Raw genomic sequence first — 21,255 nt, 5'->3', positions numbered from 1 at the left:
CCGTGATCCTCACCGCCATCCACTCATGACCGCCACGCTCGTCGCCCGCGGCCTGGCCGCCGGGCACGCGGACCGCACGCTCTTCTCCGGCCTCGACCTCGTCGTCGCTCCGGGGGACGTCGTCGGGCTCGTCGGGGCCAACGGCGCCGGCAAGTCGACGCTCCTGGGGCTCCTCGCCGGTGCGCACGAGCCCGCCGCCGGGACGGTCACCGTCTCGCCGGCGCACGCCGTCGTCGGGTGGCTCCCGCAGGAGGTCGAGCGGGTCCCCGGCGAGACCGTCGGGGCGCACCTCGCACGCCGGACCGGCGTCGCGGACGCGCAGGCCGCGCTCGACGCGAGCACCGACGCCCTCACGACGGGGGCGCCGGGGGCGGACGACGCCTACTCGTCGGCGTTCGACCGCTGGATGAGCATCGGGGCCGCAGACCTCGAGGACCGCGCCGGTGCGGTGCTCGCCGGGCTCGGCCTCGACGTCGGGGTCGACCACCTCATGACCGGGCTCTCCGGCGGCCAGGCCGCCCGCGTCGGACTCGCCGCGCTGCTGCTCTCCCGGTTCGACGTGCTGCTCCTCGACGAGCCCACCAACGACCTCGACCTCGACGGGCTCGCCCAGCTCGAGGCGTTCGTACGGTCCCAGCGCACCGGGATCGTCGTCGTCAGCCACGACCGCGAGTTCCTGTCCCGGTGCGTCACCCGCGTCGTCGAGCTCGACCTCGCCCAGCAGCACGTGGGCGTCTACTCCGGCGGGTACGAGGCGTACCTCGAGGAGCGGGCGGTGGCACGCCGGCACGCGCGGGAGAACTACGACGAGTACGCGGACAAGAAGTCCTCGCTGGAGGACCGCGCGCGCATGCAGCGCGGGTGGTCCGACAAGGGCACCCGCAACGCCATGCGCAAGGCGAGCGACGGGGACAAGCACGTGCTGCACGCCAAGCGCGCGGGCTCGGAGAAGCAGGCCGCGAAGGCCCGCCAGACCGACCGGATGATCGAGCGCCTCGACGAGGTGGCGGAGCCGCGCAAGGAGTGGGAGCTGCGGTACGAGATCGCCGCCGCGCCGCGCGGCTCGGCCGTCGTGGCGACCTTGCGCGGCGCCGTCGTGCAGCACCGCGCGTCAGCCGCCGACGACGCGCGGTTCACCCTCGGACCCGTGGACCTCCAGGTGGACGCCGGAGACCGGATCGCCATCACGGGAGCCAACGGATCGGGCAAGACGACCCTGTTGCGCGCCCTGCTCGGCGCCGTGCCGCTCGACGCCGGGACGGCGACGCTCGGGACGAGCGTCGCCGTCGGCGAGGTGGACCAGGCGCGCAACCACCTGGGCGCGGCCGGGGACACCGAGCCGTTGTCCGCCGCGTTCGCCCGGCTCGTGCCGGACTGGCCCACGGACGAGGTGCGCACGCTGCTCGCGAAGTTCGGGCTCCGCGCCCCGCACGTCGTGCGCCCCGTCGCGTCCCTGTCCCCCGGCGAGCGCACCCGCGCCGCGCTGGCGCTCCTGCAGGCCCGCGGCGTCAACCTCCTCGTGCTCGACGAACCGACGAACCACCTCGACCTCCCCGCGATCGAGCAGCTCGAAGCGGCCCTCGACGGCTACACGGGCACCCTCCTGCTCGTCACCCACGACCGCCGCATGCTCGACGCCGTCCGGGTGAACCGGCGCTGGACGGTCGCGGACGGCCAGGTCAGCGAGACGTGACAGGCCGCCGCTCGTACCCTGTGCGGATGGACACCCCGACGCCCCTCACGCGCGCGTCCTGGCGGCTCGCGCTGCTGCTCGCCCTGCCCGGATGCTCCCTGCTGGGCTCGACCGAGCTGGACGAGCGCCCGGAGGTCGGCTCCCACCTCGTGTCGTGGAGCGCGCACGACGAGCCCTCGGCCGTCGACATCACGCTCGACACGACGCTCCTCCTCGCGGACGACACCGCCCGGGACGACTTCCTCGCCGGAGTGCCGGCTGACCTCGATCGCACCGCCGTCCTCGACGTCGACCTCGAGGAGTCGGTGCTCGTCGTCGCGGAGTCTCCGGCCTGCGCCGGGAGCCGCGTCGTCGCCGACGGCGCGACCCTCGAGTGGCAGACGGTGCACCCCGACGGGATCGTCGACTGCTCCCGGCCTGCGCGGACCGTCATCGTGTGGGAGGTCGACCGCGACGCGCTCGCGGATGACCCGTCGTCGATCACGCTGGGACCCGACGGTGACGTGCTCGTCGTCGACGACGGCTTCCGCCCCTGCGACCCGGCCGAGGACTGCGGCCCGGAGTTCTGACACACCCTCGCGCCCGCGGACGACGTCCCAGGCTGCACCGCCGGACGTTCGCCCCGAGCCGGGACGAACCGGACGTGCAACGATGGCCCTACCAGCGTGCGCGCAGATGAGGGGACCCCCATGACCGACCTCGCCGACGAAGCCGAGACCCACCTCGCGGCCGCCCGGACCTCCCCGCACGGACGCAGCGCGCAGGTCCTCCTGCACGACGGCGCACTGCGCCAGACGGTCCTCGCCCTCGTCGCGGGCTCCGAGCTCGCGGAGCACAACGCGCCCCACGCCGCGAGCCTGCAGGTGCTCACCGGGCAGGTCCAGGTGAGCGGGCTCGAGGAGACGAAGGTCTCCGCAGGACAGCTCGTCCTGCTCACCCACGAGCGGCACGCGGTCCTCGCGCTCGAGGACTCCGCCTTCCTCCTCACGACGGTCACCGGCCAGGGCCGGCGCCCGCTCGAGGCCTGACGGGCCGACGGACCGGGACCGGGTCGACATGGGCGCGGACCTCGACACCGCGACGAGCGCGCCCAGCCCATCGAGCACGCCGAGCGCACCGACGCCCTCCCGGCTCGCCCGCCTGCGGGTCAGCGCGGGGGGCCTCGTGGTCGGTACCGCGTTCGCGGCCCTCGCGATGACGCCGTCGCTGCTCCCCCGGGACTGGCTCTTCCAGGGCGTCGTGTCCGGCCTGTCCGGCGCCGCCGGCTACGGCCTGGGAGCGCTCGTCGCGTGGCTCCTGCGGCACTCCAGCCGGTTCCGTCAGGTCGAGTCCCGCCTCCTCGAGATCCTGCCACCGTGGGTGCCGCGGGTCGCCTGGCGGGTGCTGGTCGTCGCGATCCCCGTCACGCTCGTCCTCATGCTCACGGCCTCCGCCCGGTGGCAGGCGGACATGGCCCGCCTCGTCGGGCTCGACGCGCCCCCGACGAGCCACTGGTTCCTCGCAGGCCCCGTGCTCGTCGTCGTCGCCGCCGCCGTCGTGACCGCCGGGCGTGGAGTGCTCGCCCTCGAACGACGCGTGAGCGCGGCGCTGCACGCACGGCTCGGGCTGCCGACGGGGCTCTCGACGATCATCGGCACCATCGTCGCCATAGCCATCGTCGTGACGTTCACGAACGAGGTGCTCCTGCGCTTCGCGCTGACGAACGTCGACTCAGCCTTCAACAGCATCAACCAGCGCACCGAGCCGGACGCCCAGCAGCCGGAGAGCGCCCTGCGGTCCGGGTCGGCGGAGTCGCTCGTCGAGTGGGAGTCCCTGGGCCGGCAGGGGCGCAGCTTCGTCTCCGGCGGGGCGAGCGCCGACGACATCGCCTACGTCGCGGGCGACGACCCGGTCTCCGAGCCCGTCCGCGTGTACGTCGGCATCGAGAGCGCCGACGACGCGCAGGCCCGGGCGGACCTCGCGATCTCGGAGATGGAGCGCACGGGCGCGTTCGACCGGTCGATCGTCGCGGTCGTCACGACCACGGGGAGCGGGTGGGTGGACGCAGCCGCGGCGGACAGCCTCGAGCTCATCCACGCCGGCGACACGGCGATCGTCGCCACCCAGTACTCGTACCTGCCGAGCTGGTTGTCCTTCCTCGTGGACCGCAGCCGGTCGCAGGAGGAGGGCCGGGTGCTCATCGACGCCGTCTCGGGGCACATCGAGGGACTGCCCGAGGACCAGCAGCCCGACCTCGTCGTCTACGGCGAGAGCCTCGGCTCCCAGGGGTCCGAGCACGCCTTCACCTCGCTCGCGGACATCCGCAACCACACCGACGGGGTCGTGTGGACAGGACCGCCCCACTCGAACGACCTGTGGCACGCGCTCGTCGACCGCCGCGACCCCGGGTCCCCCGAGATCGAGCCGATGTACGCGAGCGGGCTCGTCGTCCGGTTCGCTGCGGACGCCCAGGACCTCGCGGAGCCCGAGAATCCGGAGGAGTGGATCGAGCCGCGGGTGGTCTACCTCCAGCACCCCTCCGACCCGGTCGTGTGGTGGTCGCCCGCCCTCATCTTCGACCGCCCCGACTGGCTCGAGGAACCACGCGGCCCGGACGTCACCCCGTCGATGTCCTGGTACCCCGTGGTGACGTTCTGGCAGGTGACCGTCGACATGGCGAACTCGAAGAAGGTCCCCGACGGGCACGGCCACAACTACGGCGAGCTCATCCCGGTGGCGTGGATCGCCGTGACGCAGCCCGAGGGGTGGACCGACGCCGACACCGCGCGGCTCCAGGAGGCCCTCGAGTGAGACAGCGGGCGGCCGCGGGCCGTACCGCCGCCAACGACGAACGGCTCCATCCGAGAGGATGGAGCCGTTCGTTCTGGTGCGCCCGGAGGGATTCGAACCCCCAACCTTCTGATCCGTAGTCAGATGCTCTATCCGTTGAGCTACGGGCGCAGACCTGGTCGCCGCGCGGGCGACCGTCGAGAACATTACCGCGCAGGTGGGCAGATCCCAAAACGGAGCCGGGTGAGCCGCGCCACGTCGGGCTCCGACCCCGCCCACGGGAGCAGGTGCCGGCGTCCGGCTCCCCCTCGGGGTGGAGCGTGCCCGGCCGCCGACCCCCTCCACCGGGCGACGCGGCCGGGCGCCTGCGACGACGAGGCTAGGGGCATGAACACGACGCAGCCCGTCCTCGCGGCCCGGAACCTCACCCAGGTGTACGGCTCCGAGGCGACGACGACCACCCACGCCCTCGCCGGTGTCGACCTCTCCGTGTACGGAGGCGAGTCGCTGGCGATCATGGGCCCCTCCGGGTCCGGCAAGACGACGCTCCTGCACTGCATCGCGGGGATCCTGCGCCCCACCTCGGGCGCGGTCATGTGGCAGGGGCAGGACATCTCGGCGCTGAGCGACGCCCGGCGCACGGCCCTGCGGCGCACCGACTTCGGCTTCGTCTTCCAGTCCGGCCAGCTCCTGCCGGAGCTGCCCGCCGTCGAGAACGCCGCACTGCCCCTCATGCTCGCCGGCGTGAGCCGGTCGTCGGCGACGGCCACCGCTGCCCAGTGGTTGCGGGACCTCGGGCTCGCCGGGATGGAGGACCGTCGCCCGGGCGAGCTGTCCGGCGGGCAGGCGCAGCGCGTCGCCATCGCGCGGGCCCTCGTCGGCTCCCCGGGGGTGGTGTTCGCGGACGAACCCACGGGCGCCCTCGACCAGACGACGGGCGCCGAGGTCATGGACGTCCTCGCCCGCGCCACCCGCGGGTCCGGGGCCGCCCTCGTCGTCGTCACCCACGACCCCACGGTCGCGCGCTGGTGCTCACGCACCGTGACCATGCGCGACGGCGTCGTCTCGGGCGAGTTCCTCGCTCCCGCCGAGGACGGGGCGCGGCGATGAGCGCGACGTTCGACCTGTGGCGCCTGCTGCGTCACCGGACGGCCGCGAGCGACGACCCGCAGCGCATGACGACGGTCCTCGCGGTCGTCGCGTTCGGGGTGACCACCGCGATCCTGCTCAGCGTCCTCGGCGGGCTCGAGGCGTTCAGCGACCGCTCTGCCGCGAACCCCGGCGACGACACCACCGAGAACTACGTCATCCTCGGGTCGATCGCGGTGGCGCTGCTGAGCATCCCCCTCGTCACGCTCGGCGCGGCGGCCGCCCGCCTTGCCGTCGCCCGCCGGGACACCCGGCTCGCGACCCTGCGGCTCGCGGGCGCCACGACCGGTCAGGTCGCGACACTCACGGTGCTCGACGCCGCGTCCCAGGCGCTCACCGGGGCGGTCGCCGGCATCGCCGGGTACCTGGCACTCGTCCCCGTCTTCGCGCAGGTGCGCTTCCAGGGCCGCACGTTCGGCCTGACGGAGCTGTGGGTGGGGCTGGGGAACCTGCTGCTCGCCGTCACCGCGGTCGTTCTCGTCGCGGTGCTGTCGGCGGTCGTCAGCCTGCGGCGGGTGGCTATCACGCCCCTCGGGGTGGTCAACCGGGTGCGGACCGCGCCCCCGACGTGGCTCCGCCTCGTGGTCTGCGTCGGCGCCTTCGGGGCGTTCTCGGTGGCGGTGCAGGTCGGGGGTGCCGGGGTCGGGCTGTTCGTCGTGCTGCTCGTCGTCGCGTTCGCGACGCTCAACCTCGTCGGCCCGTGGGTGGTGTCCTTCGTCGGCCGGATCACCGTGCGCTGCGCCCGGAAGGTGCCCACCCTGCTCGCCGGGCGACGGATGGTCGCCGACCCGAAGTCGGCCTGGCGGTCCGTCGGCGGCGTCGCCCTCGCGACGTTCATCGCGGGGGTCACGAGCGCCGCGGCGCTCGCCACGGAGACGGACGAGTTCACGCGCGACATCGTCACCGGGAGCTACCTCACGCTCGCCATCGTCGCGGTCCTGGCCGCCGTGTCGACGGGCGTCATGCAGGCGGGACGCGTCATCACCCAGCGCGCCGAGTACCGGGCCCTCACGCTGGCCGGCACGGACACGAAGGTGCTCGACGCGGCACGGCTGCGCGAGATCGCGATCCCGCTCGTGGCCGCCGTGGCGGCGACGACGGGCGCCGTCCTCACGGTCCTCGTCCCCGTGATCGGGATGCAGTCGGTGCGCGACCCGTCCGTCGTCGCGCAGTTCCTCGGCAGCGTCATCGTGGCCGTCGCGCTCGTCCTCGTCGGCTCCGGTGCGTCCCGGTACGTCGTGCGGGACGTCATGCGGGACGTCGTGCAGGCCTGAGACCGCGCCGCCGCGCCACGCGGGGGACGACGAAGGCCCCGGTCACCTGACCGGGGCCTTCGTGAAGCGGAGACGGAGGGATTCGAACCCTCGGATGGGTTGCCCCATCCTTAGCAGGGTGGCGCACTAGACCTGGCTATGCGACGTCTCCTGGGTCCTGTCCTGACGTTCCCCGCGCAACCGGGGGCGCCCACCCACGCGACACTGCTGCTGCGGGCTGTGCACCAGGGGCGGACACCGGGCGCTCCCGGCTCCACCCCTCGGTGGACCACCTGCCGCGCGGATCCACCCCGCAGGCCGATGTCGCCCGTGACCCGGGCGACCAGGCTGGGAGCATGAACACGAACCGACCCACCCTCGTGGCACGCAACCTCACCAAGGTCTACGGCACCGACGCGCTCGCCACGACCCACGCGCTGGCCGGCGTGGACCTGTCGATCTACGACGGACAGTCCCTGGCGATCATGGGCCCGTCGGGCTCGGGCAAGACGACGCTCCTGCACTGCATCGCGGGGATCCTGCGGCCCACCTCCGGGGCGGTCATGTGGAAGGGCCACGACATCGGCTCCTTCAGCGACGCGCGCCGCACCGAGCTGCGCCGCTCGGACTTCGGCTTCGTCTTCCAGTCCGGCCAGCTCCTGCCCGAGCTCCCGGCCGTCGAGAACGCGGCCCTCCCGCTCATGCTCGCCGGCGTGAGCCGGTCGAAGGCCACGGCCACGGCTGCGGGGTGGCTGCACAACCTCGGCCTGGCCGGCATGGAGGACCGTCGCCCGGGGGAGCTCTCCGGTGGCCAGGCACAGCGCGTCGCGATCGCGCGGGCCCTCGTCGGCTCGCCCGGCGTCGTGTTCGCCGACGAGCCCACCGGCGCCCTCGACCAGACGACGGGCGCCGAGGTGATGAGGGTCCTCGTCGAGGCGACCCGCCGGTCGGGCGCGGCGCTCGTCGTCGTCACGCACGACCCGACCGTCGCGCGCTGGTGCTCGCGCACCATCACGATGCGCGACGGCTCCGTCTCCGGCGAGTTCCTCTCCGAGGCCCGGGACGGGGCCCTCCGATGAGCACGACCTTCGCCCTGTGGCGCCTGCTGCGGCTGCGCGGCGCGTCGAGCACCGACCCCCAGCGCCTCACGACAATCCTCTCGATCGTCGCGTTCGGCGTCACCACCGCGATCCTGCTCATCGTCGTCGGCGGGCAGAACGCCTTCGACGAGCGCGCCGCCCGGGCGGGCGACGTCATGACCGAGAACTACGTCTTCCTCGCGTGGCTCGCGAGCGCGCTCCTGCTCATCCCCCTCGTCACGCTCGGCGGTGCCGCCGCCCGGCTGGCCGTCGCCCGGCGCGACTCCCGGCTCGCGGCGCTGCGGCTCGCCGGTGCCACCACGTGGCAGGTCGCGACACTCACCGTGCTCGACGCCGCCGCCCAGGCCCTCGCCGGAGCGGTCGCCGGGATCGTCGGGTACCTCGCGCTCGTCCCGCTGTTCGCCCAGCTGCGGTTCCAGGGCCGCACATTCGGGCTCGGCGAGCTGTGGGTGGGCCTGCCGAACCTCCTGCTCGCCGTCCTGGCCGTCGTCGCGGTCGCGGTCGTCTCGGCCGTCATCAGCCTGCGCCAGGTCGCCATCACCCCGCTCGGGGTCGCCAACCGGGTGCGGCCCAAGCACCCGACGTGGCTGCGTGCCGCCGCGAGCGTCGTGGCCCTCGTGGTCTTCGCGGCCGTAGTCGGCGCGGGCGGCGCCGGGATCGGCCTCCTCATCGTCCTGCTCGCCGTGGGGTTCGGGACGCTCAACCTCGCCGGCCCGTTCGTCGTCTCCGTCGTGGGCCGCATCACGACGCGCCGCGCCCGTTCCGTCGCCACGCTGCTCGCCGGGCGCCGCATGGTGGACAACCCGAAGACGGCGTGGCGGTCCATCGGCGGCGTGACCCTGGCGACGTTCGTCGCGGGGATCACGAGCATCAGCCCGGTGGCGTCCGGATCGGTGGCCGAGACCGCACCAGCGGTCGACCGCCAGTTCTACGCGGACATCGCCACCGGCGGGTACCTCACCCTTGCCATCGTCGCTGTGCTCGCCGCCGTCTCGACGGGGGTGATGCAGGCCGGACAGGTGATCTCGCAGCGTTCGGAGTACCGCGCACTGGCGCTCACCGGCACCGACACAGCCGTCCTGCACGCCGCCCGGGTCCGCGAGGTCTTCGTCCCGCTCGCCGTCGCGGTGGTCCTCACCACCGCGTTGGTCGCGATGTACATGATCTCCGCCAGAGGAACCGAGAACGTCCAGGACCCCCGGGTCGTCGTCCAGTTCGTCCTCAGCGTGACCGCCGCCGTCGCGCTCGTCCTCGCCGGGTCCGCCGCGTCCCGGTCCGTCGTGCGCGACGTCGTGCGACTCTGAAACCCGCGATCCCGGGTGCCGCATGCACAGCCCCGGCCCGTGCCAGGACGACGAAGGCCCCGGTCACCTGACCGGGGCCTTCGTGAAGCGGAGACGGAGGGATTCGAACCCTCGGATGGGTTGCCCCATCACCACCTTAGCAGGGTGGCGCACTAGACCTGGCTATGCGACGTCTCCTGGGTCCTGTCCTGGCGTTCCCCGCGCAACCGGGGGCGCCCACCCACGCGACACTGCTGCTGCGGGCTGTGCAAATGTACCCGCACGCGCGCCCACGGAGCAAAAGCACGCAGGGCTCCACCCCGGAGCGGCGCTGCGTCACGCCCATCGTGCGGCGTCACGGGGCGGTGCGGGCTCCGCGCGCTCCCACCTGCCGCCACGACCCGTCCGTCACGGACCGGGCCAGGGTGAGACCGATGACGAGGGAGATGACGACGAACGTCGCCTGCACGGCGAAGGCGAGCGCGTCGACCGTCTGCCCGTCGTTGAGCAGGTACACGGCGTTGTACGCAGAGACCCCGGGGACCATGATGACGACGGCCGGCACGGACAGGGTGAGCCGGGGCGCACCGATCCGCGGCGCGACGAGGTTGGCCAGCACGCCGACGACGAGGCCGGCGAAGCCCGCCGCGGCCTGCGGGACCATGCCGGCGTCGACCGCCTCGATCCGCAGCACGTTGACGACCATCCCGATCGCCGCAGCTGCGAGCGCCACCCGCCACCTGCTGTTGAAGAGCATGGCGAACCCCCACACCCCGACGGCGCTGGCCAGCAGCAGCAGCGCGGTCTCGAGCACGACGGACAGGTCCGCCCGCTCCAGCGGGTCGGGCGTGAGCCCCACGAGGGCGGCCACCGCCCACACGCTCAGCGCTGCGGAGGTCATGATCATGAGCGCGTACGTGAGGCGCGAGAGGCCGGCGGAGAAGTCGAGGCGGGAGAGGTCGAGGCCAGCGGTGACGAGCGGGAACCCGGGGACGAGGAACAGCACCGCGGAGACGTACCCGCTCTCGTGGACGGTGTCGACGAGGCCCACGCCGAACAGCGCCCACACCACGCCGAGGTAGACGGCGCTCGCGACGGCCGCGGCGAGCATCGTCACACCGAGCGGGTTGAACCGGCGGTGCAGCAGCGCCCGGCGCACGACCTGCCCGACGCCGGCCCCCACGCCGGCGACGAGCACCTCGACGAGCCCACCGTGGTTGAGGAAGGCGAACGCCGCGCAGGCCATCGCGGCGAACAGGCCGGCCGCCCACATCCCGTGGTGCGGCGTGGTGCTCTCGATCCGGTCGAGCGCGGCGTCGACCTCGTCGGCGGTCGCACCCGGACGCAGCGTCGAGCACAGCCGCTCGAGGACGGCGATGCGGGTCGCGTCGACCCCGATGGTCGGGCTGTGCACGACCTCGGTGCGGAAGATCGTCCCTGCCCGGGAGGTCGCGGTGATCTCGTTGACCATGACCTGCGCGTCGACGCCGTCGAGCCCCAGGGCGCGGGCGACCTGCTGCATCGAGATCTTCACGCGGTAGCTGCCGCTGCCGGCCGCCAGGAGCATCGTCCCGACGCGCAGCACGACGCCGGAGCGGCGGATGAGTCGGACGGGTTCGAGGGCGTCCTCGGAGGCGGCGGGTGGGTTCACCGTCCCATCATCGCGGGTCCACGGTCCTCGAGGTGCGGCGATGGTCCCGGATGGACACCGCCGACGTCGGGGCCCCGCGCGACCACGTCGGGTCTGCCCGTCAGTAGGACGCGAAGACCTGCGTCGCCCAGACCCCGCCCTGCGCGTCGACGTGGTACCCGATGCCGACGCTCGTGAAGCCTGGCCGGAGGATGTTCGCGCGGTGCCCGGGGCTGTCCAGCCAGCTCGCGTGGATGGTCCCCGCGAGGTCGACGTCTGGGTGACGCTCTCCAGCGAGGCGTCGTAGGCCAGGGCGGACAGCCCTGCTGACGCACGTGTCACGTTGAGGGCAGCGAGGAGGGCGCTCGCCCCGGCGGACGACGGCGCGTCCGCCGACAGCGCGGCGGGCACGTCGACGGCGGCGCGGCCCGAGGCCTGCGATGCAGGGGCCGGAGGCGGGGTGGGTGCTGGCGACGACGACGACGGGGACGGTGCGGGCGGCGGTGTGGCGGCAGGTGTCGGAGGAGGAGCCACTCCCGGCACTGCTGCGTCAGCCGGGGGGCGCGGGCGCGACACCTCGGCGGGAGGGAGCGCGGCGGGCCCAGCCGCACGCAGCACGCCGGGGCAGGCCCGCGCCGAGCGGTGCGGCCTCGCGGCCGCGGAGCAGCATGGTGTCCGACCGGGCCGGACGGTCCCCGAGGTCCGCATCCCCGGTACCGGACACGAGCATCCTCGCGACGACGAAGGTCTGTACCGCGACGAGCTTCTGCTTCACCCGGTACCACTCCCCACGGACGACGCCACGGCCCAGCATCGCTCGGTCGGGGTGAGAGATGAGCACTTCGTGCTCCTGCGTCGCGGGCCGTAGGCGGTCTGCCAATCCACAGAACTACTCCTTTGGGAAAGTGAGAGCCGTCTACGCTGCCGCTTTGGTCTTGATGGTCAGCAACGGCGCTTGCTAACCCTCCTCACCCCGATGCCTGCCGCGGGCGGCGGCATCTGCGATACTCCGTCTCGGAGGTATTAAATGAAGATCGAGTCCGAGGACATCGACATCGAGAGCCTGCTCGCCGGCCGGTTCTTCAGCATCCCGCGCTTCCAGCGCCCCTATTCTTGGGATGATGAGAACATTGGCGACCTCTGGGACGACGTCATGTCAACCAAGGGTGAGGACTACTTCATCGGATCGATGGTGGTGTACCGAGAAGCCAAGCAGGACTTCAGCGTCGTCGATGGTCAACAGCGGCTTACGACCATCACACTCCTGCTCTGCGCCATCCGCGACGCCTTTGCAGACCTCGGGGAACAAGACCTAGCCGAGGGCATCCATCAACTGGTCGAGCGCAAGAACCGAGCAAACAAGAACGAGTACGTCCTTCGAACCGAGACCAGCTTCCCCTACCTTCAAGAGAAAATCCTGAAGTTCGGCGAACCCGAACTAGAGCAAATCGTTGAGCTCGCCGAGGAGCAAGCGCTCAAGAGCGCCAGCAAGCTCCTCGTGGAGAAGGTGAAGTCTCTGCTTCACGCAGTCGACGTCGACTCGACGATTCCCGAAAACGATAAGCTGACAGCGAAAATCGAGAAACTGATTGACCTTCGCGAGTCTGTTCTCAATTTAAAGATAATCTTCGTGAAGCTTGAGAATGAGGACGACGCGTACCTAATTTTTGAGACTCTCAACACGCGCGGTAAGGATCTCGCCGTCACGGACCTCGTGAAGAATCACTTCACCAAGTTGCTCAGGAGCAAAGGCGCTGTGGACGCGGTGAAACTCAAGTGGGGCCAAATCCTCGAGACGGTCTACGCGTCGGCGGCGGACATTAACTCTGACGCGTTTCTGTATCACTTCTGGGCATCCCGACATGAGGCGACCCCAGTCAAGAAACTGTACACCGTGCTGAAGAAAAGAGTCGATTCGAAGAACGCAAGGATGTACCTGGATGCCCTTGGACGGGACGTGGAGTTCTACCGCGCTATCCATGAGCCCTCGTACATGTGGACAAAGAACGAGAAGCGGGTCGCCGAGTCCCTCCGCGCCATCCAGGTGTTCCGGGTCGTCCAGCCGACCCCCGCCCTGCTTTCTCTCGTGCGGGCGTACAAGGATGGGAAGATAAAGCTGCCGAAGCTTGCCGAGGCGGTGGAAGCCATCGAGAAGTTTCACTTCACGTTTACCGCAATCACATCCTCGCGCTCGTCCGGGGGAATATCTGGGATGTATTCCTCGTTTGCGCGAAAACTGTTTGAAGCCGCCGACTCCAACCAGGCCGCAATTGAAATTCGGTCATTCGTTCAGAAACTCCGCGAACGCCGCCCGTCACTCGACGAGGTTACACTCGGCTTCCGCGACGTCACCTTTACAAATACGGCGACGAAGCAGAAGGCTCTCGTCCGATACATCCTGAAGAAGTTTGCTGAGCGCGACAGCTTTAAGTTTACCGTGGACTGGGACGAACTCACCATCGAGCACGTCGCCCCGCAGGCATCTATAGGCTCGGAGGGCTGGACGGAGCTGGACGTCGGTCAACTCGGCAATTTGTTCCTCTTAGACCCGAAGAAGAACGGGGAACTCGCGGACAAGCCATTCGCGACAAAGAAGGAAATTTTGGTTGCTGGCGGTTACAGCGTGCCCGAGGCGATAATAAGCAGCAAGGAGTGGACGGCTGCCGCTGTGAGAGACCACACGGACGCGATGGCCGCGGTGGCACACAATGAAATCTGGAGGATCTAGCCTTCTTACGTCGCTGCGCATCCATGGCCGGAGCTCATCCGGACTGCCGAGCACGTCACCGCTCACACCCTTCGCGGATGTAGAAATACCGCCCGAACGAGCGGCATCTGCCGGCGTGAACGCACTCCCGGATGGACACCGCCGTCGTCGGGGCACCGCGCGACCACGTCGGGTGTGCCCGTCAGTAGGACGCGAAGACCTGCGTCGCCCAGACCCCGCCCTGCGCGTCGACGTGGTACCCGATGCCGACGCTCGTGAAGCCTGGCCGGAGGATGTTCGCGCGGTGCCCGGGGCTGTCCAGCCAGCTCGCGTGGATGGTCCCCGCGAGGTCGGGGAACCCGGCGGCGTGCGCCACGTTCTCTCCCCACGACCTCCAGCCCGCCGGGATCTGCGTCCGGGTGGCGGGGTTGTGCGACATCGTGGCCGATGCCGACATGGACGCGCTCCACGTCTGGGCGACGCTCTCCAGCGAGGCGTCGTAGGCCAGGGCGGGCAGCCCTGCTGACGCACGTGTCACGTTGAGGGCGGCAAGCAGGGCGCTCGCCCCGGCGGACGACGGCGATGCGGCGGCGCGTGCCGGGGACGAGACCTCCGGCACGGGGACCGGCGCCGGGGCTGGCGCCGGGGCAGGCGCTGGCGGCAGCGCTGGTGCGGCTACCGGCTCCGCCGCACGTGGCGCGCTGCGCACCGGGGCCGGCGCCGGAGCAGGCGCTCCCGCCGACGCCGCGGGCGGCGCCGTCGTCGGCGGGAGCGGTGCCGGACCGTCGGTCTGCGTCGCGGACGTGTCGCCGGCCGGGTCGGAGGCCGCCCCGGGGAGGTCGGTGGGCGACGCCTCCGCGGGGAGGTCGCCCACCGGCGCCTGGTCCATCGGCTCCTGAGCCACCCGGGCCGCGGCGGGACGGACGACCGGGTCGCCCGCGTCGGACAGCCCGGCGCCACGGCTCATGAGCTGCGTGGTGACGGGCGCGGCCGGCGCATCGCCGACCGCGCCCGCCCCGGGACCCGACACGAGCATCCCCGCGACGACGACGGTCAGCGCCGCGAACAGCTTCTGCTTCACCTGGTCCCACTTCCCCCGGACAACATGTCGTGCGGCTCATCGGCCGCACGAGGGTGAAATGTGAGCGATCCACGCGATGTCCTCCCGAGACGTCACGTGACGGCACGGGAACGGCGGGCGTCGACCGGCGCACGCCGACGACGCTCCCGCCGACCCTGCCCCCGCCGACCCTGCCCCCGCCGACCACGCTCCCGCCGACTGTGCCCCCGCCGACCACGCTCCCGCCGGCCATGCCCCCACCGATCAGGCCATGGCCCAGACCACGGTGACGTTGCCACCTCCCGCTGGCCCCTGGTGCTCCGCTCCACCGGACACGTACAGGGCCGTCTCGCCGCACAGCCCCGCGAGCAGACCTCCGACCGCCGCCCGCGCATGGCGGGTCGCGTTGATGTCGGAGTCCGTGAGCATCGTGTGGCGTCGGCCGCGGACCGCGCCGGTGGGATCGGGGCCCGCCTTGGCGAACACCTGGACGACCGTGCCGCCCTGGTTGCGGATCTCGTCGAGCACGGCGAGCACGGGCTCGGCGTCGATCGCGTCCCGCATGACGGTCCGCGTCGCGCGGAGCCGTCCCCGGGCGGCGGGGTGGTGGCCCAGGACGACGATCTCGCACCGGTCCACCTCGACCCCGGCGCTCGTGGACGCCACGGAGGAGTACACGTCGAGGTCGCCCGCGAGGCCGCGCGCGACGGCGGCGTCGTCGATCTCACCGAGCGCGAGCGCGACACCGAGCGCAGAGGCGGCCCGGCTGTGCGCCATCGACTCGTAGGTGTCCGACGTCGTCAACGCCCCTGCCGGCCACCGGGCGACGGTGGTCGCGGTGAGCAGCGGGCACTTGACGAGCGCGAACTGCACGTCCGCGACGTCGAGCCCCGCAGCTTCGCAGACCTCCCGCACGGCTGCAGCGACGGCATCGACCTGCGCCCGTCGCCCGAGCATGTCGGGGGTGATGGGGATGCTCTCCCCTGCTCCGACGACGAGCGCACCCGGCGGCAGCCCCGGGTCCTCGTCGTCCTCCACGAGCAGGGTGACGTGGGGTGAGAGCACGCCCTCCGTCCCGCCGGACATGACGCTCACGACGGAGGTCGCCAGTGCGGCGCGCCATGCCGAGGCGGCCATGCCGCGCGTGAAGTCGTTGACGCAGCCGTTGCCCTCGGTCTTGCCGGCGACGGCGACGACCCGCGTCGGGTCGAGCCCCGCCTCGACGGCGGCGGTCAGGCCCGAGGTGTCGGCGGGGTCGTCGGTCATGAGTCGGTGCAGCCCGGCGACCCTCATGCGTCCACCCGCTCCCACGTGCACACGACCCGTTCGAGCAGGCTGATGAGCCCGAAGAGCGTGAGCCCCAGCGCAGCCGCCAGCCCGATGCCGACGAACAGCTGGGGCGTGTCGAGACGGTAGGACGCCTGAAGGATGACGAAGCCGAGACCCGTGTTGGCGCCGACGAACTCCCCGACGATCGCTCCGACCACGGCGAGCGAGCTCGAGATCTTCAGGGCCGCGAAGACGTACGGCAGCGCCGTCGGCATCTGGAGGCGACGCAGGCGCTGCCACCGGCCGGACCGCAGGGCCCGGAACAGCTCCTCCTGGTCGTTGTCGGCGGCGTGGAGGCCCTTGATCGTGTTGACGAGCATGGGGAAGAAGCTGATGAGCGCGGCAGCCACGACCTTCGAGGTCAGGCCGGTGCCGAACCACAGGACGAGCAGCGGGGCGATGGCCACGAGGGGGGTGGTCTTCATGGCGATCGCCACTGGGTAGAGACCGCGCTCCAACCACCGGCTCTGCGCGAACGCGACGGCGACAGCGAAGGCCAGGACGTTGGCGAGGAGGAACCCGAGGAGGACCTCCTGCGTCGTGACCCACACGTGGGACCACGTCTCGGCGGGCAGAGCGCCGGGCAGCAGGCTGGGCCGGGGCAGCAGGTACGTCGGGGTGTCCAGCACCCGCACGACGACCTCCCAGGTGAGGAGGATCGCCGCGACGAACGCGAGCGGACTGAGGACGGCGGGGGCTATGCGGCGGAGCGGAGCAGCTGGCGCAGGTGTGCGACGCATGCGGAGAACCTCTCTGTGTCTTTGTGCTCCGCCACCCGGGGGCGCGGAAGGTCGACGGGCACGGTGTCGAGCACGCGCCCGGGGCGCGCACCGAGCACGACCACACGGTCGGCCAGGAAGACCGCCTCCTCGATCGAGTGGGTGACGAGCACGACCGCCTCGAGCTCCGGCTCCACCTGGAAGATGCGCAGCAGCTCGAGATTCATCTCCTCGCGGGTGAGCTCGTCGAGCGCACTGAACGGCTCGTCGAGGAACAGGACCTGGGGTCGCTCCATGAGCGCGCGGGCGAGGGCGACCCGTTGCTGCATCCCGCCCGAGAGCTGGGCCGGTCGATGCTTCTCGAACCCGGCCAGACCGACGAGGTCCAGCAGCTGGTGGGCCCGCTCGACGTCGGCCGGCCTCACGCGGCGGTGCAGGGTCACGGGGAGGAGGACCGCATCCGTGGCGGACTGCCAGGGCAGGAGGACCGGTCGCTGGAAGACGAAGCCGGTCGCAGCCGGCGACACCTCGAGCTTCCCCTCGCTGGGTGGCACGAGGCCCGAGAGGATGCGGAGCAACGTCGTCTTGCCGCACCCGGAGGGGCCCAGCAGCGAGACGATCTCGTTCCGCTCGACGGTGAGACTCGTCGGGGCGAGCGCCCGCACCGATCCGAACGTGCGCGAGACGTCCTGGGCCCGGATGAGGGCGGTCTGCTCCTGCGTCGGAGCAAGCACCGGCGAGCTCACTCGTCCGCCACGAACTGCGACGTGAAGGCGTCCTCGACGTCCTGCGGCTCGGACAGCAGCCCCTGGTCGAGGAGCAGGTCGTGGAGCACCGTCCACTCTGCGGTGTCCATGTAGCCGATCGGCTTGTCGTCGGGGGTGATGCTCGGGATGCTGCTGTGCATCATCGCCTTCTCGTGCTCGAGCTCGAGGTTCGCATCGTGGTCGAGCGCGAGGGCGGCAGCCTCGTCAGGGTTGGCCACGGCCCAGTCCCATCCCTTGAGCGTGGCCGCGACGAATGCTCGCACCTCCTCGGGGTCCTCCTCGAGGTGCTCCCTCGTCGTGAACAGGGTGTCTGCGTACATGTGGATGCCCACGCTGGCGGGCGTGATGAGGTTGACGGGCACCCCCTCCTCCTCGGCGGCGATGGCCTCGTTGATGGAGTAGCCCGGGAACGCGTCGAGCGAGCCGTTGAGGAACGGGCCCAGGTCGAACTTCACCGCGACCTCCTCGGGCGTGGACATGCCGGCCGCCTCGAGCATCGCGCGGTAGGAGACCTCCTCGCTCTGGCCGAACTTCACACCCACCTGGGTCCCTGCCAGGTCCTCCATCTCGGTGAGGTCCGCGTCCTCGCGGGTCATGAGGACGAACGGAGTCTGGCGGTAGATCGCCGCGACGGCGACGACGTCGATCCCCTTCTCGCGCGCGAGCAGCAGCTGGTCGGCGCCCGCGATGCCGTACGTCGCGGAGCCCGAGGACACGAGCTGGATCGCGGGAGCGTCCGGCCCGCCGGGCTGGAACTCGACGTCGAGGCCTTCCTCGGCGTAGTAGTCCTGCGCGTCCGCCGCGTAGAACCCGGCGAACTGGCTCTGATGGAGCCACTTGAGCCGGACCGACACCGAGGTCGAGCCGTCGGACGAGGCCGCGGAGGCGTCGCCTCCCTGCGTGCCGCAGGCCGAGGTGGCGCACAGGGCAAGGGCCGCGGTGAGGGCCGCGAAGGTCGTTCGTCTGCGAGTAGCCATGTCGGGTGGTCCCTTGGTCGGAGTCCTGCAGCGTCCTGCGCTCGCGCGCCACTGCTTTCGTATACGAAAGCGTGTCCCCTGGATGTGTGCACGGTGTCGCGGGCGCGTGACAGCCATGTTTCGCGTGGGCCACGACACCCCGGGGGGGCCAACGGGCCTGGGTACGGGATACGATCTGCGCCCATGACGGACCACCGGCTCAAGCCCCTGCGCGACGTCGTCGCGGACGACCTGCGCCACCAGGTCATCTCCCGCGCCCTCCCGCCTGGCCAGCGCATCCGTGAGGAAGAGGTCGCGGCACGGCACGGCGTCTCCCGCGTGCCCGTGCGCGAGGCGGTCCAGAAGCTGGCGAGCGAGGGCTACCTCGAGCTCGTGCCCTACCGGGGAGCGATCGTCGCGTCGCCCAGCCCGGACCGCACCCTCGCCTACCTCCAGGTGCGCCGCTCGCTCGAGTCGACCGCGGCACGCCTCGCCGCCGCACGGCGGGGCGGCGGGTCGGCACAGGCCCTCGCGGAGCTGGTACGCCGAGGAGACCGCGCCGCGCGGACCGGCGCCCACGAGACACTCCCCCAGCTCGTGGAGCAGTTCCACGAGCACGTCGCTCTCGCGTCCGGCAACGAGGTCCTCGCCCAGCTGCTCGACGACTGCCGGGACAAGGTCCGGTGGATGTTCGCGATCGACCTCGCGGACCGCTCCGAGGAGGAGTGGGAGGACCACCGGCGCATCCTCCACGCCATCCAGGCCGGCGACGAGCAGGAGGCGGCGCACCTCATGGACGCGCACATCGCGAAGGACGAGCAGCTGCTGCGGGACGCCACCCGCTGAGGCGGGAGCCGCCCGCTGAGGTGGGAGCCGCCCGCTGAGGCGGGAGCCGCCCGCGCCGGCTCAGGAGCCGACGGGCAGCGTCTGCAGCAGGTACCGCTCGGCCGAGCCGGCCTGCTGGGCCAGGCCCCACAGGGTCGAGGACGACGCTCCGGACGACTCAGGTGCCGTCTCGTCCTGCTCGCTGCGGCCCGTCCGGCCATCAGGGCTCAGCGACTGGAGGACCTGGTCGAGGTCACCGTGCGTCAGCTGCCTGGCCTGGGCCAGGACGGTCAGGTCCCGCAGCCCTGTGCGCAGCGCGTCCAGCTCGGCGAGCTGCGTGTCGTCGAGCCGGTCCCGGTCAGGCACCAGGTCGGCCTGCATGCGTGCAGCGTCGCGGAACAGGGCGATCTCCTCGGGCTCCTGCGGGCCGGGGCCGTTCGAGAGACGGAGCGCGTTCGCGGTGGCCTCGGTCGCTCTCTCGACGCGTTGCCGCAGGGGCGCGGGCCGGAAGCCCGGGATCACCGCGAAACCGAGGAGCACCCCGAGGAGCACCGCGCACGCGGTGAGGCCCACGTACTGCAGGAGCAGGGTGACCGGATCGAGGTCGCGGTTCACGGCGTTGAAACCGACGCTGACGACCACCATGAAGGCGCTGCCCAGGGCCGGGCGCGTGACGATGTACCAGAGCCCCAGGCACAGGGAGACCCCCGCGACGAGGACGAGGAAGCGGGACGGGACGACCAGCAGGACCACCGCGACGGTGAGCGAGCCGGCGACCACACCGATGACCTTGTTCCTCGTCTTGACCGCTGTGTCGCTCCAGGTGGCCTGGAGGATGCTGAACGTGGCGAGCAGGGCCGTGGAGACCAGCGGGTCGCCCCGTTCCAGGCGGGAGGTGATGAGCAGCATGAGCAGCACGGCCAGCGCCGTGCGGAAGGCGTGCCGGACCTGGACGGAGTGCAGCCTGCCAGAGGGGTGCAGCACAGCGTCCCGGAGCTGGTGGCGCCGGTCGCGATCGAGCTGGACCGGGGTGGTGTCGTGCGACAGCATCGCGTGCTCGACGGTGTTCAGGGCGTTCTCGGCGTCGCCGAGGGGACCGTCGGGGATGGCCCATCCCTGCGGGGACACCACGGCCTTGACCAAGGTCTCCCGTGCGGGCTTGGCCCTGAGCTCCTCCCCCAGCGTGCGTGCCCGCTGCCGGAGTGCGGTGGCGCCGTCGGGATCGCCCGCCAGCTCAGCCGTGTGCAGGGCCAGTCGGTACCGCGAGGCTCCCTCGAGCGCGTCGGCAAGCCAGCGCTGCCGGCCGTCGCTGAGCCAGGTACCGAAGGCGGTGGCAGTGGCGGCACTCGGGTCGTCGCCGACGAGCACCGCGGCGATCTGCTCCCGGGTCGGTCCCGACGGGTCCGAGATCCCCATGAGGATGCGCAGCACGACCGCCACGACGACCCCCGCGACGGCCGCCGCGATCACCTGCTGGTGGTCGGCCCCACCGATCGGCGCATAGCCGTAGCCGAACATCGTCGTCATCCCCAGCCCCAGCCCCGCGGTGCCGAAGCGTGCGCCGAGCAGCGGCAGCAGCCCGGCGACGAAGGTGAGCAGCACGACCAGCACGATCGCCACCGGGCGCGACGACTCAGCGACCAGGCGCGGGACTGCCGCGGCGAAGACGAGCAACGGTCCCAGCACCGCAGCGACGCGAAGGTCCGCTCGGAGCGGGCCGCCCATGAACGCGATCAAGGAGAACATGCCCGTCAGGCCACCGATGATGCCCGCTGCGCCAGCCCCCCACGCATCGGCGAGCAGCACCGAGGGAAGGACCACGATGATCATGAGCACGATGAGCGTCGGGCTGCCTGCGGGACGCGTGTGCGCCGTGGCGTCACCAGAGCCGTCCATGGGACCTCCCTCGCGGATCGAGCGGCACGCTCGTTCCTCGACGGTAAGTCCGAAATGTCTGAGGCGCCAGATGGCGCGTCCGCACGAACCTGCGGATGGCCGGCATCCACGAAACCCCC

The 21,255-nt window shown here is 71.6% G+C and carries 19 protein-coding genes and 3 tRNA genes; 10 read left to right on the top strand and 12 right to left on the bottom strand.

The window, feature by feature from the left end:
* Positions 1–25 precede the first annotated feature (25 nt).
* The 4 genes from AC54T1_RS04485 (at position 26) to AC54T1_RS04470 (ending at position 4,483) form a co-directional block, all read left to right on the top strand.
* Positions 26–1,693: an ABC-F family ATP-binding cassette domain-containing protein gene (locus AC54T1_RS04485; protein WP_484344126.1), complete on the top strand. Its 1,668-nt coding sequence runs from the start codon at positions 26–28 to the stop codon at positions 1,691–1,693.
* A gap of 26 nt (positions 1,694–1,719) precedes the next feature.
* A complete protein-coding gene (locus tag AC54T1_RS04480) occupies positions 1,720–2,262 on the top strand; it encodes a hypothetical protein (RefSeq protein ID WP_484344125.1) in 543 nt (180 codons plus the stop codon).
* Positions 2,263–2,382: 120 nt separating this feature from the next.
* On the top strand, positions 2,383–2,721 hold the full coding sequence (locus AC54T1_RS04475) for a cupin domain-containing protein (RefSeq protein ID WP_484344124.1): 339 nt from the start codon (positions 2,383–2,385) through the stop codon (positions 2,719–2,721).
* 28 nt (positions 2,722–2,749) lie between these two features.
* The gene (locus tag AC54T1_RS04470; RefSeq protein WP_496911175.1) at positions 2,750–4,483 is read left to right on the top strand and encodes an alpha/beta hydrolase; all 1,734 of its coding nucleotides are present in this window, start codon (positions 2,750–2,752) and stop codon (positions 4,481–4,483) included.
* Between the two features lie 74 nt (positions 4,484–4,557).
* On the opposite strand, the gene AC54T1_RS04465 is transcribed toward AC54T1_RS04470, so the two are convergent.
* Positions 4,558–4,633: transfer RNA gene (locus tag AC54T1_RS04465), tRNA-Arg, on the bottom strand.
* Between the two features lie 216 nt (positions 4,634–4,849).
* Here AC54T1_RS04465 and AC54T1_RS04460 point away from each other — a divergent pair.
* Together AC54T1_RS04460 and AC54T1_RS04455 are read left to right on the top strand one after the other, a co-directional pair.
* Positions 4,850–5,572, top strand: a complete 723-nt coding sequence (locus AC54T1_RS04460; protein WP_484344122.1) for an ABC transporter ATP-binding protein — start codon at positions 4,850–4,852, stop codon at positions 5,570–5,572.
* Entirely contained in the window at positions 5,569–6,885 is a 1,317-nt protein-coding gene (locus AC54T1_RS04455; protein ID WP_496911174.1) for an FtsX-like permease family protein, read from the top strand. Before AC54T1_RS04460 ends, AC54T1_RS04455 begins: the two co-directional genes overlap by 4 nt.
* A 67-nt stretch (positions 6,886–6,952) precedes the next feature.
* Here the strand turns inward: AC54T1_RS04455 and AC54T1_RS04450 are convergent.
* Positions 6,953–7,036 (bottom strand) — tRNA-Ser (locus tag AC54T1_RS04450).
* A 184-nt stretch (positions 7,037–7,220) separates the two neighbouring features.
* On the opposite strand from AC54T1_RS04450, the gene AC54T1_RS04445 reads away from it, so the two are divergent.
* Positions 7,221–7,943, top strand: a complete 723-nt coding sequence (locus AC54T1_RS04445) for an ABC transporter ATP-binding protein (protein ID WP_484344120.1) — start codon at positions 7,221–7,223, stop codon at positions 7,941–7,943.
* The gene (locus tag AC54T1_RS04440; RefSeq protein WP_496911173.1) at positions 7,940–9,268 is read left to right on the top strand and encodes an FtsX-like permease family protein; all 1,329 of its coding nucleotides are present in this window, start codon (positions 7,940–7,942) and stop codon (positions 9,266–9,268) included. The genes AC54T1_RS04445 and AC54T1_RS04440 overlap by 4 nt, the downstream gene beginning before the upstream one ends.
* An 88-nt stretch (positions 9,269–9,356) precedes the next feature.
* On the opposite strand, the gene AC54T1_RS04435 is transcribed toward AC54T1_RS04440, so the two are convergent.
* The 4 genes from AC54T1_RS04435 to AC54T1_RS04420 form a co-directional block, all read right to left on the bottom strand.
* A tRNA-Ser gene (locus tag AC54T1_RS04435) sits at positions 9,357–9,445 on the bottom strand.
* A 157-nt stretch (positions 9,446–9,602) separates the two neighbouring features.
* Positions 9,603–10,898 carry a threonine/serine exporter family protein gene (locus AC54T1_RS04430; protein WP_484344118.1) on the bottom strand — a complete coding sequence of 432 codons (1,296 nt, stop codon included), beginning with the start codon at positions 10,896–10,898 and terminating at the stop codon, positions 9,603–9,605.
* Positions 10,899–10,998: 100 nt separating this feature from the next.
* The gene (locus tag AC54T1_RS04425) at positions 10,999–11,319 is read right to left on the bottom strand and encodes a CAP domain-containing protein (protein WP_496911265.1); all 321 of its coding nucleotides are present in this window, start codon (positions 11,317–11,319) and stop codon (positions 10,999–11,001) included.
* A 108-nt stretch (positions 11,320–11,427) separates the two neighbouring features.
* The gene (locus AC54T1_RS04420; RefSeq protein ID WP_496911172.1) at positions 11,428–11,718 is read right to left on the bottom strand and encodes a hypothetical protein; all 291 of its coding nucleotides are present in this window, start codon (positions 11,716–11,718) and stop codon (positions 11,428–11,430) included.
* Between the two features lie 186 nt (positions 11,719–11,904).
* On the opposite strand from AC54T1_RS04420, the gene AC54T1_RS04415 reads away from it, so the two are divergent.
* Positions 11,905–13,605, top strand: a complete 1,701-nt coding sequence (locus tag AC54T1_RS04415) for a DUF262 domain-containing protein (protein ID WP_496911171.1) — start codon at positions 11,905–11,907, stop codon at positions 13,603–13,605.
* Positions 13,606–13,786: 181 nt separating this feature from the next.
* Here the strand turns inward: AC54T1_RS04415 and AC54T1_RS04410 are convergent, their stop codons facing one another.
* The 5 genes from AC54T1_RS04410 to AC54T1_RS04390 form a co-directional block, all read right to left on the bottom strand.
* On the bottom strand, positions 13,787–14,665 hold the full coding sequence (locus AC54T1_RS04410) for a CAP domain-containing protein (RefSeq protein WP_496911170.1): 879 nt from the start codon (positions 14,663–14,665) through the stop codon (positions 13,787–13,789).
* Between the two features lie 243 nt (positions 14,666–14,908).
* Complete coding sequence (atzD, locus tag AC54T1_RS04405) at positions 14,909–15,937, bottom strand: cyanuric acid amidohydrolase (protein ID WP_496911169.1); 1,029 nt, start codon at positions 15,935–15,937, stop codon at positions 14,909–14,911.
* Complete coding sequence (locus AC54T1_RS04400; protein WP_484344115.1) at positions 15,934–16,713, bottom strand: ABC transporter permease; 780 nt, start codon at positions 16,711–16,713, stop codon at positions 15,934–15,936. The genes atzD and AC54T1_RS04400 overlap by 4 nt, the downstream gene beginning before the upstream one ends.
* Positions 16,671–17,426, bottom strand: coding sequence for an ABC transporter ATP-binding protein (locus tag AC54T1_RS04395; protein WP_484344114.1), 756 nt, complete (start codon positions 17,424–17,426; stop codon positions 16,671–16,673). The genes AC54T1_RS04400 and AC54T1_RS04395 overlap by 43 nt, the downstream gene beginning before the upstream one ends.
* Before the next feature lie 8 nt (positions 17,427–17,434).
* Positions 17,435–18,436, bottom strand: a complete 1,002-nt coding sequence (locus AC54T1_RS04390; RefSeq protein WP_496911168.1) for an ABC transporter substrate-binding protein — start codon at positions 18,434–18,436, stop codon at positions 17,435–17,437.
* A gap of 183 nt (positions 18,437–18,619) precedes the next feature.
* Here AC54T1_RS04390 and AC54T1_RS04385 point away from each other — a divergent pair, with 183 nt between their 5' ends.
* Positions 18,620–19,261: a GntR family transcriptional regulator gene (locus AC54T1_RS04385; RefSeq protein WP_484344112.1), complete on the top strand. Its 642-nt coding sequence runs from the start codon at positions 18,620–18,622 to the stop codon at positions 19,259–19,261.
* Between the two features lie 60 nt (positions 19,262–19,321).
* Here the strand turns inward: AC54T1_RS04385 and AC54T1_RS04380 are convergent, their stop codons facing one another.
* Positions 19,322–21,136 carry an FUSC family protein gene (locus tag AC54T1_RS04380; protein WP_496911167.1) on the bottom strand — a complete coding sequence of 605 codons (1,815 nt, stop codon included), beginning with the start codon at positions 21,134–21,136 and terminating at the stop codon, positions 19,322–19,324.
* Positions 21,137–21,255: the final 119 nt, after the last annotated feature.

This window comes from Sanguibacter sp. Z41_6, from assembly GCF_059621145.1.
This window is presented reverse-complemented; position numbering and strand designations above follow the sequence as displayed.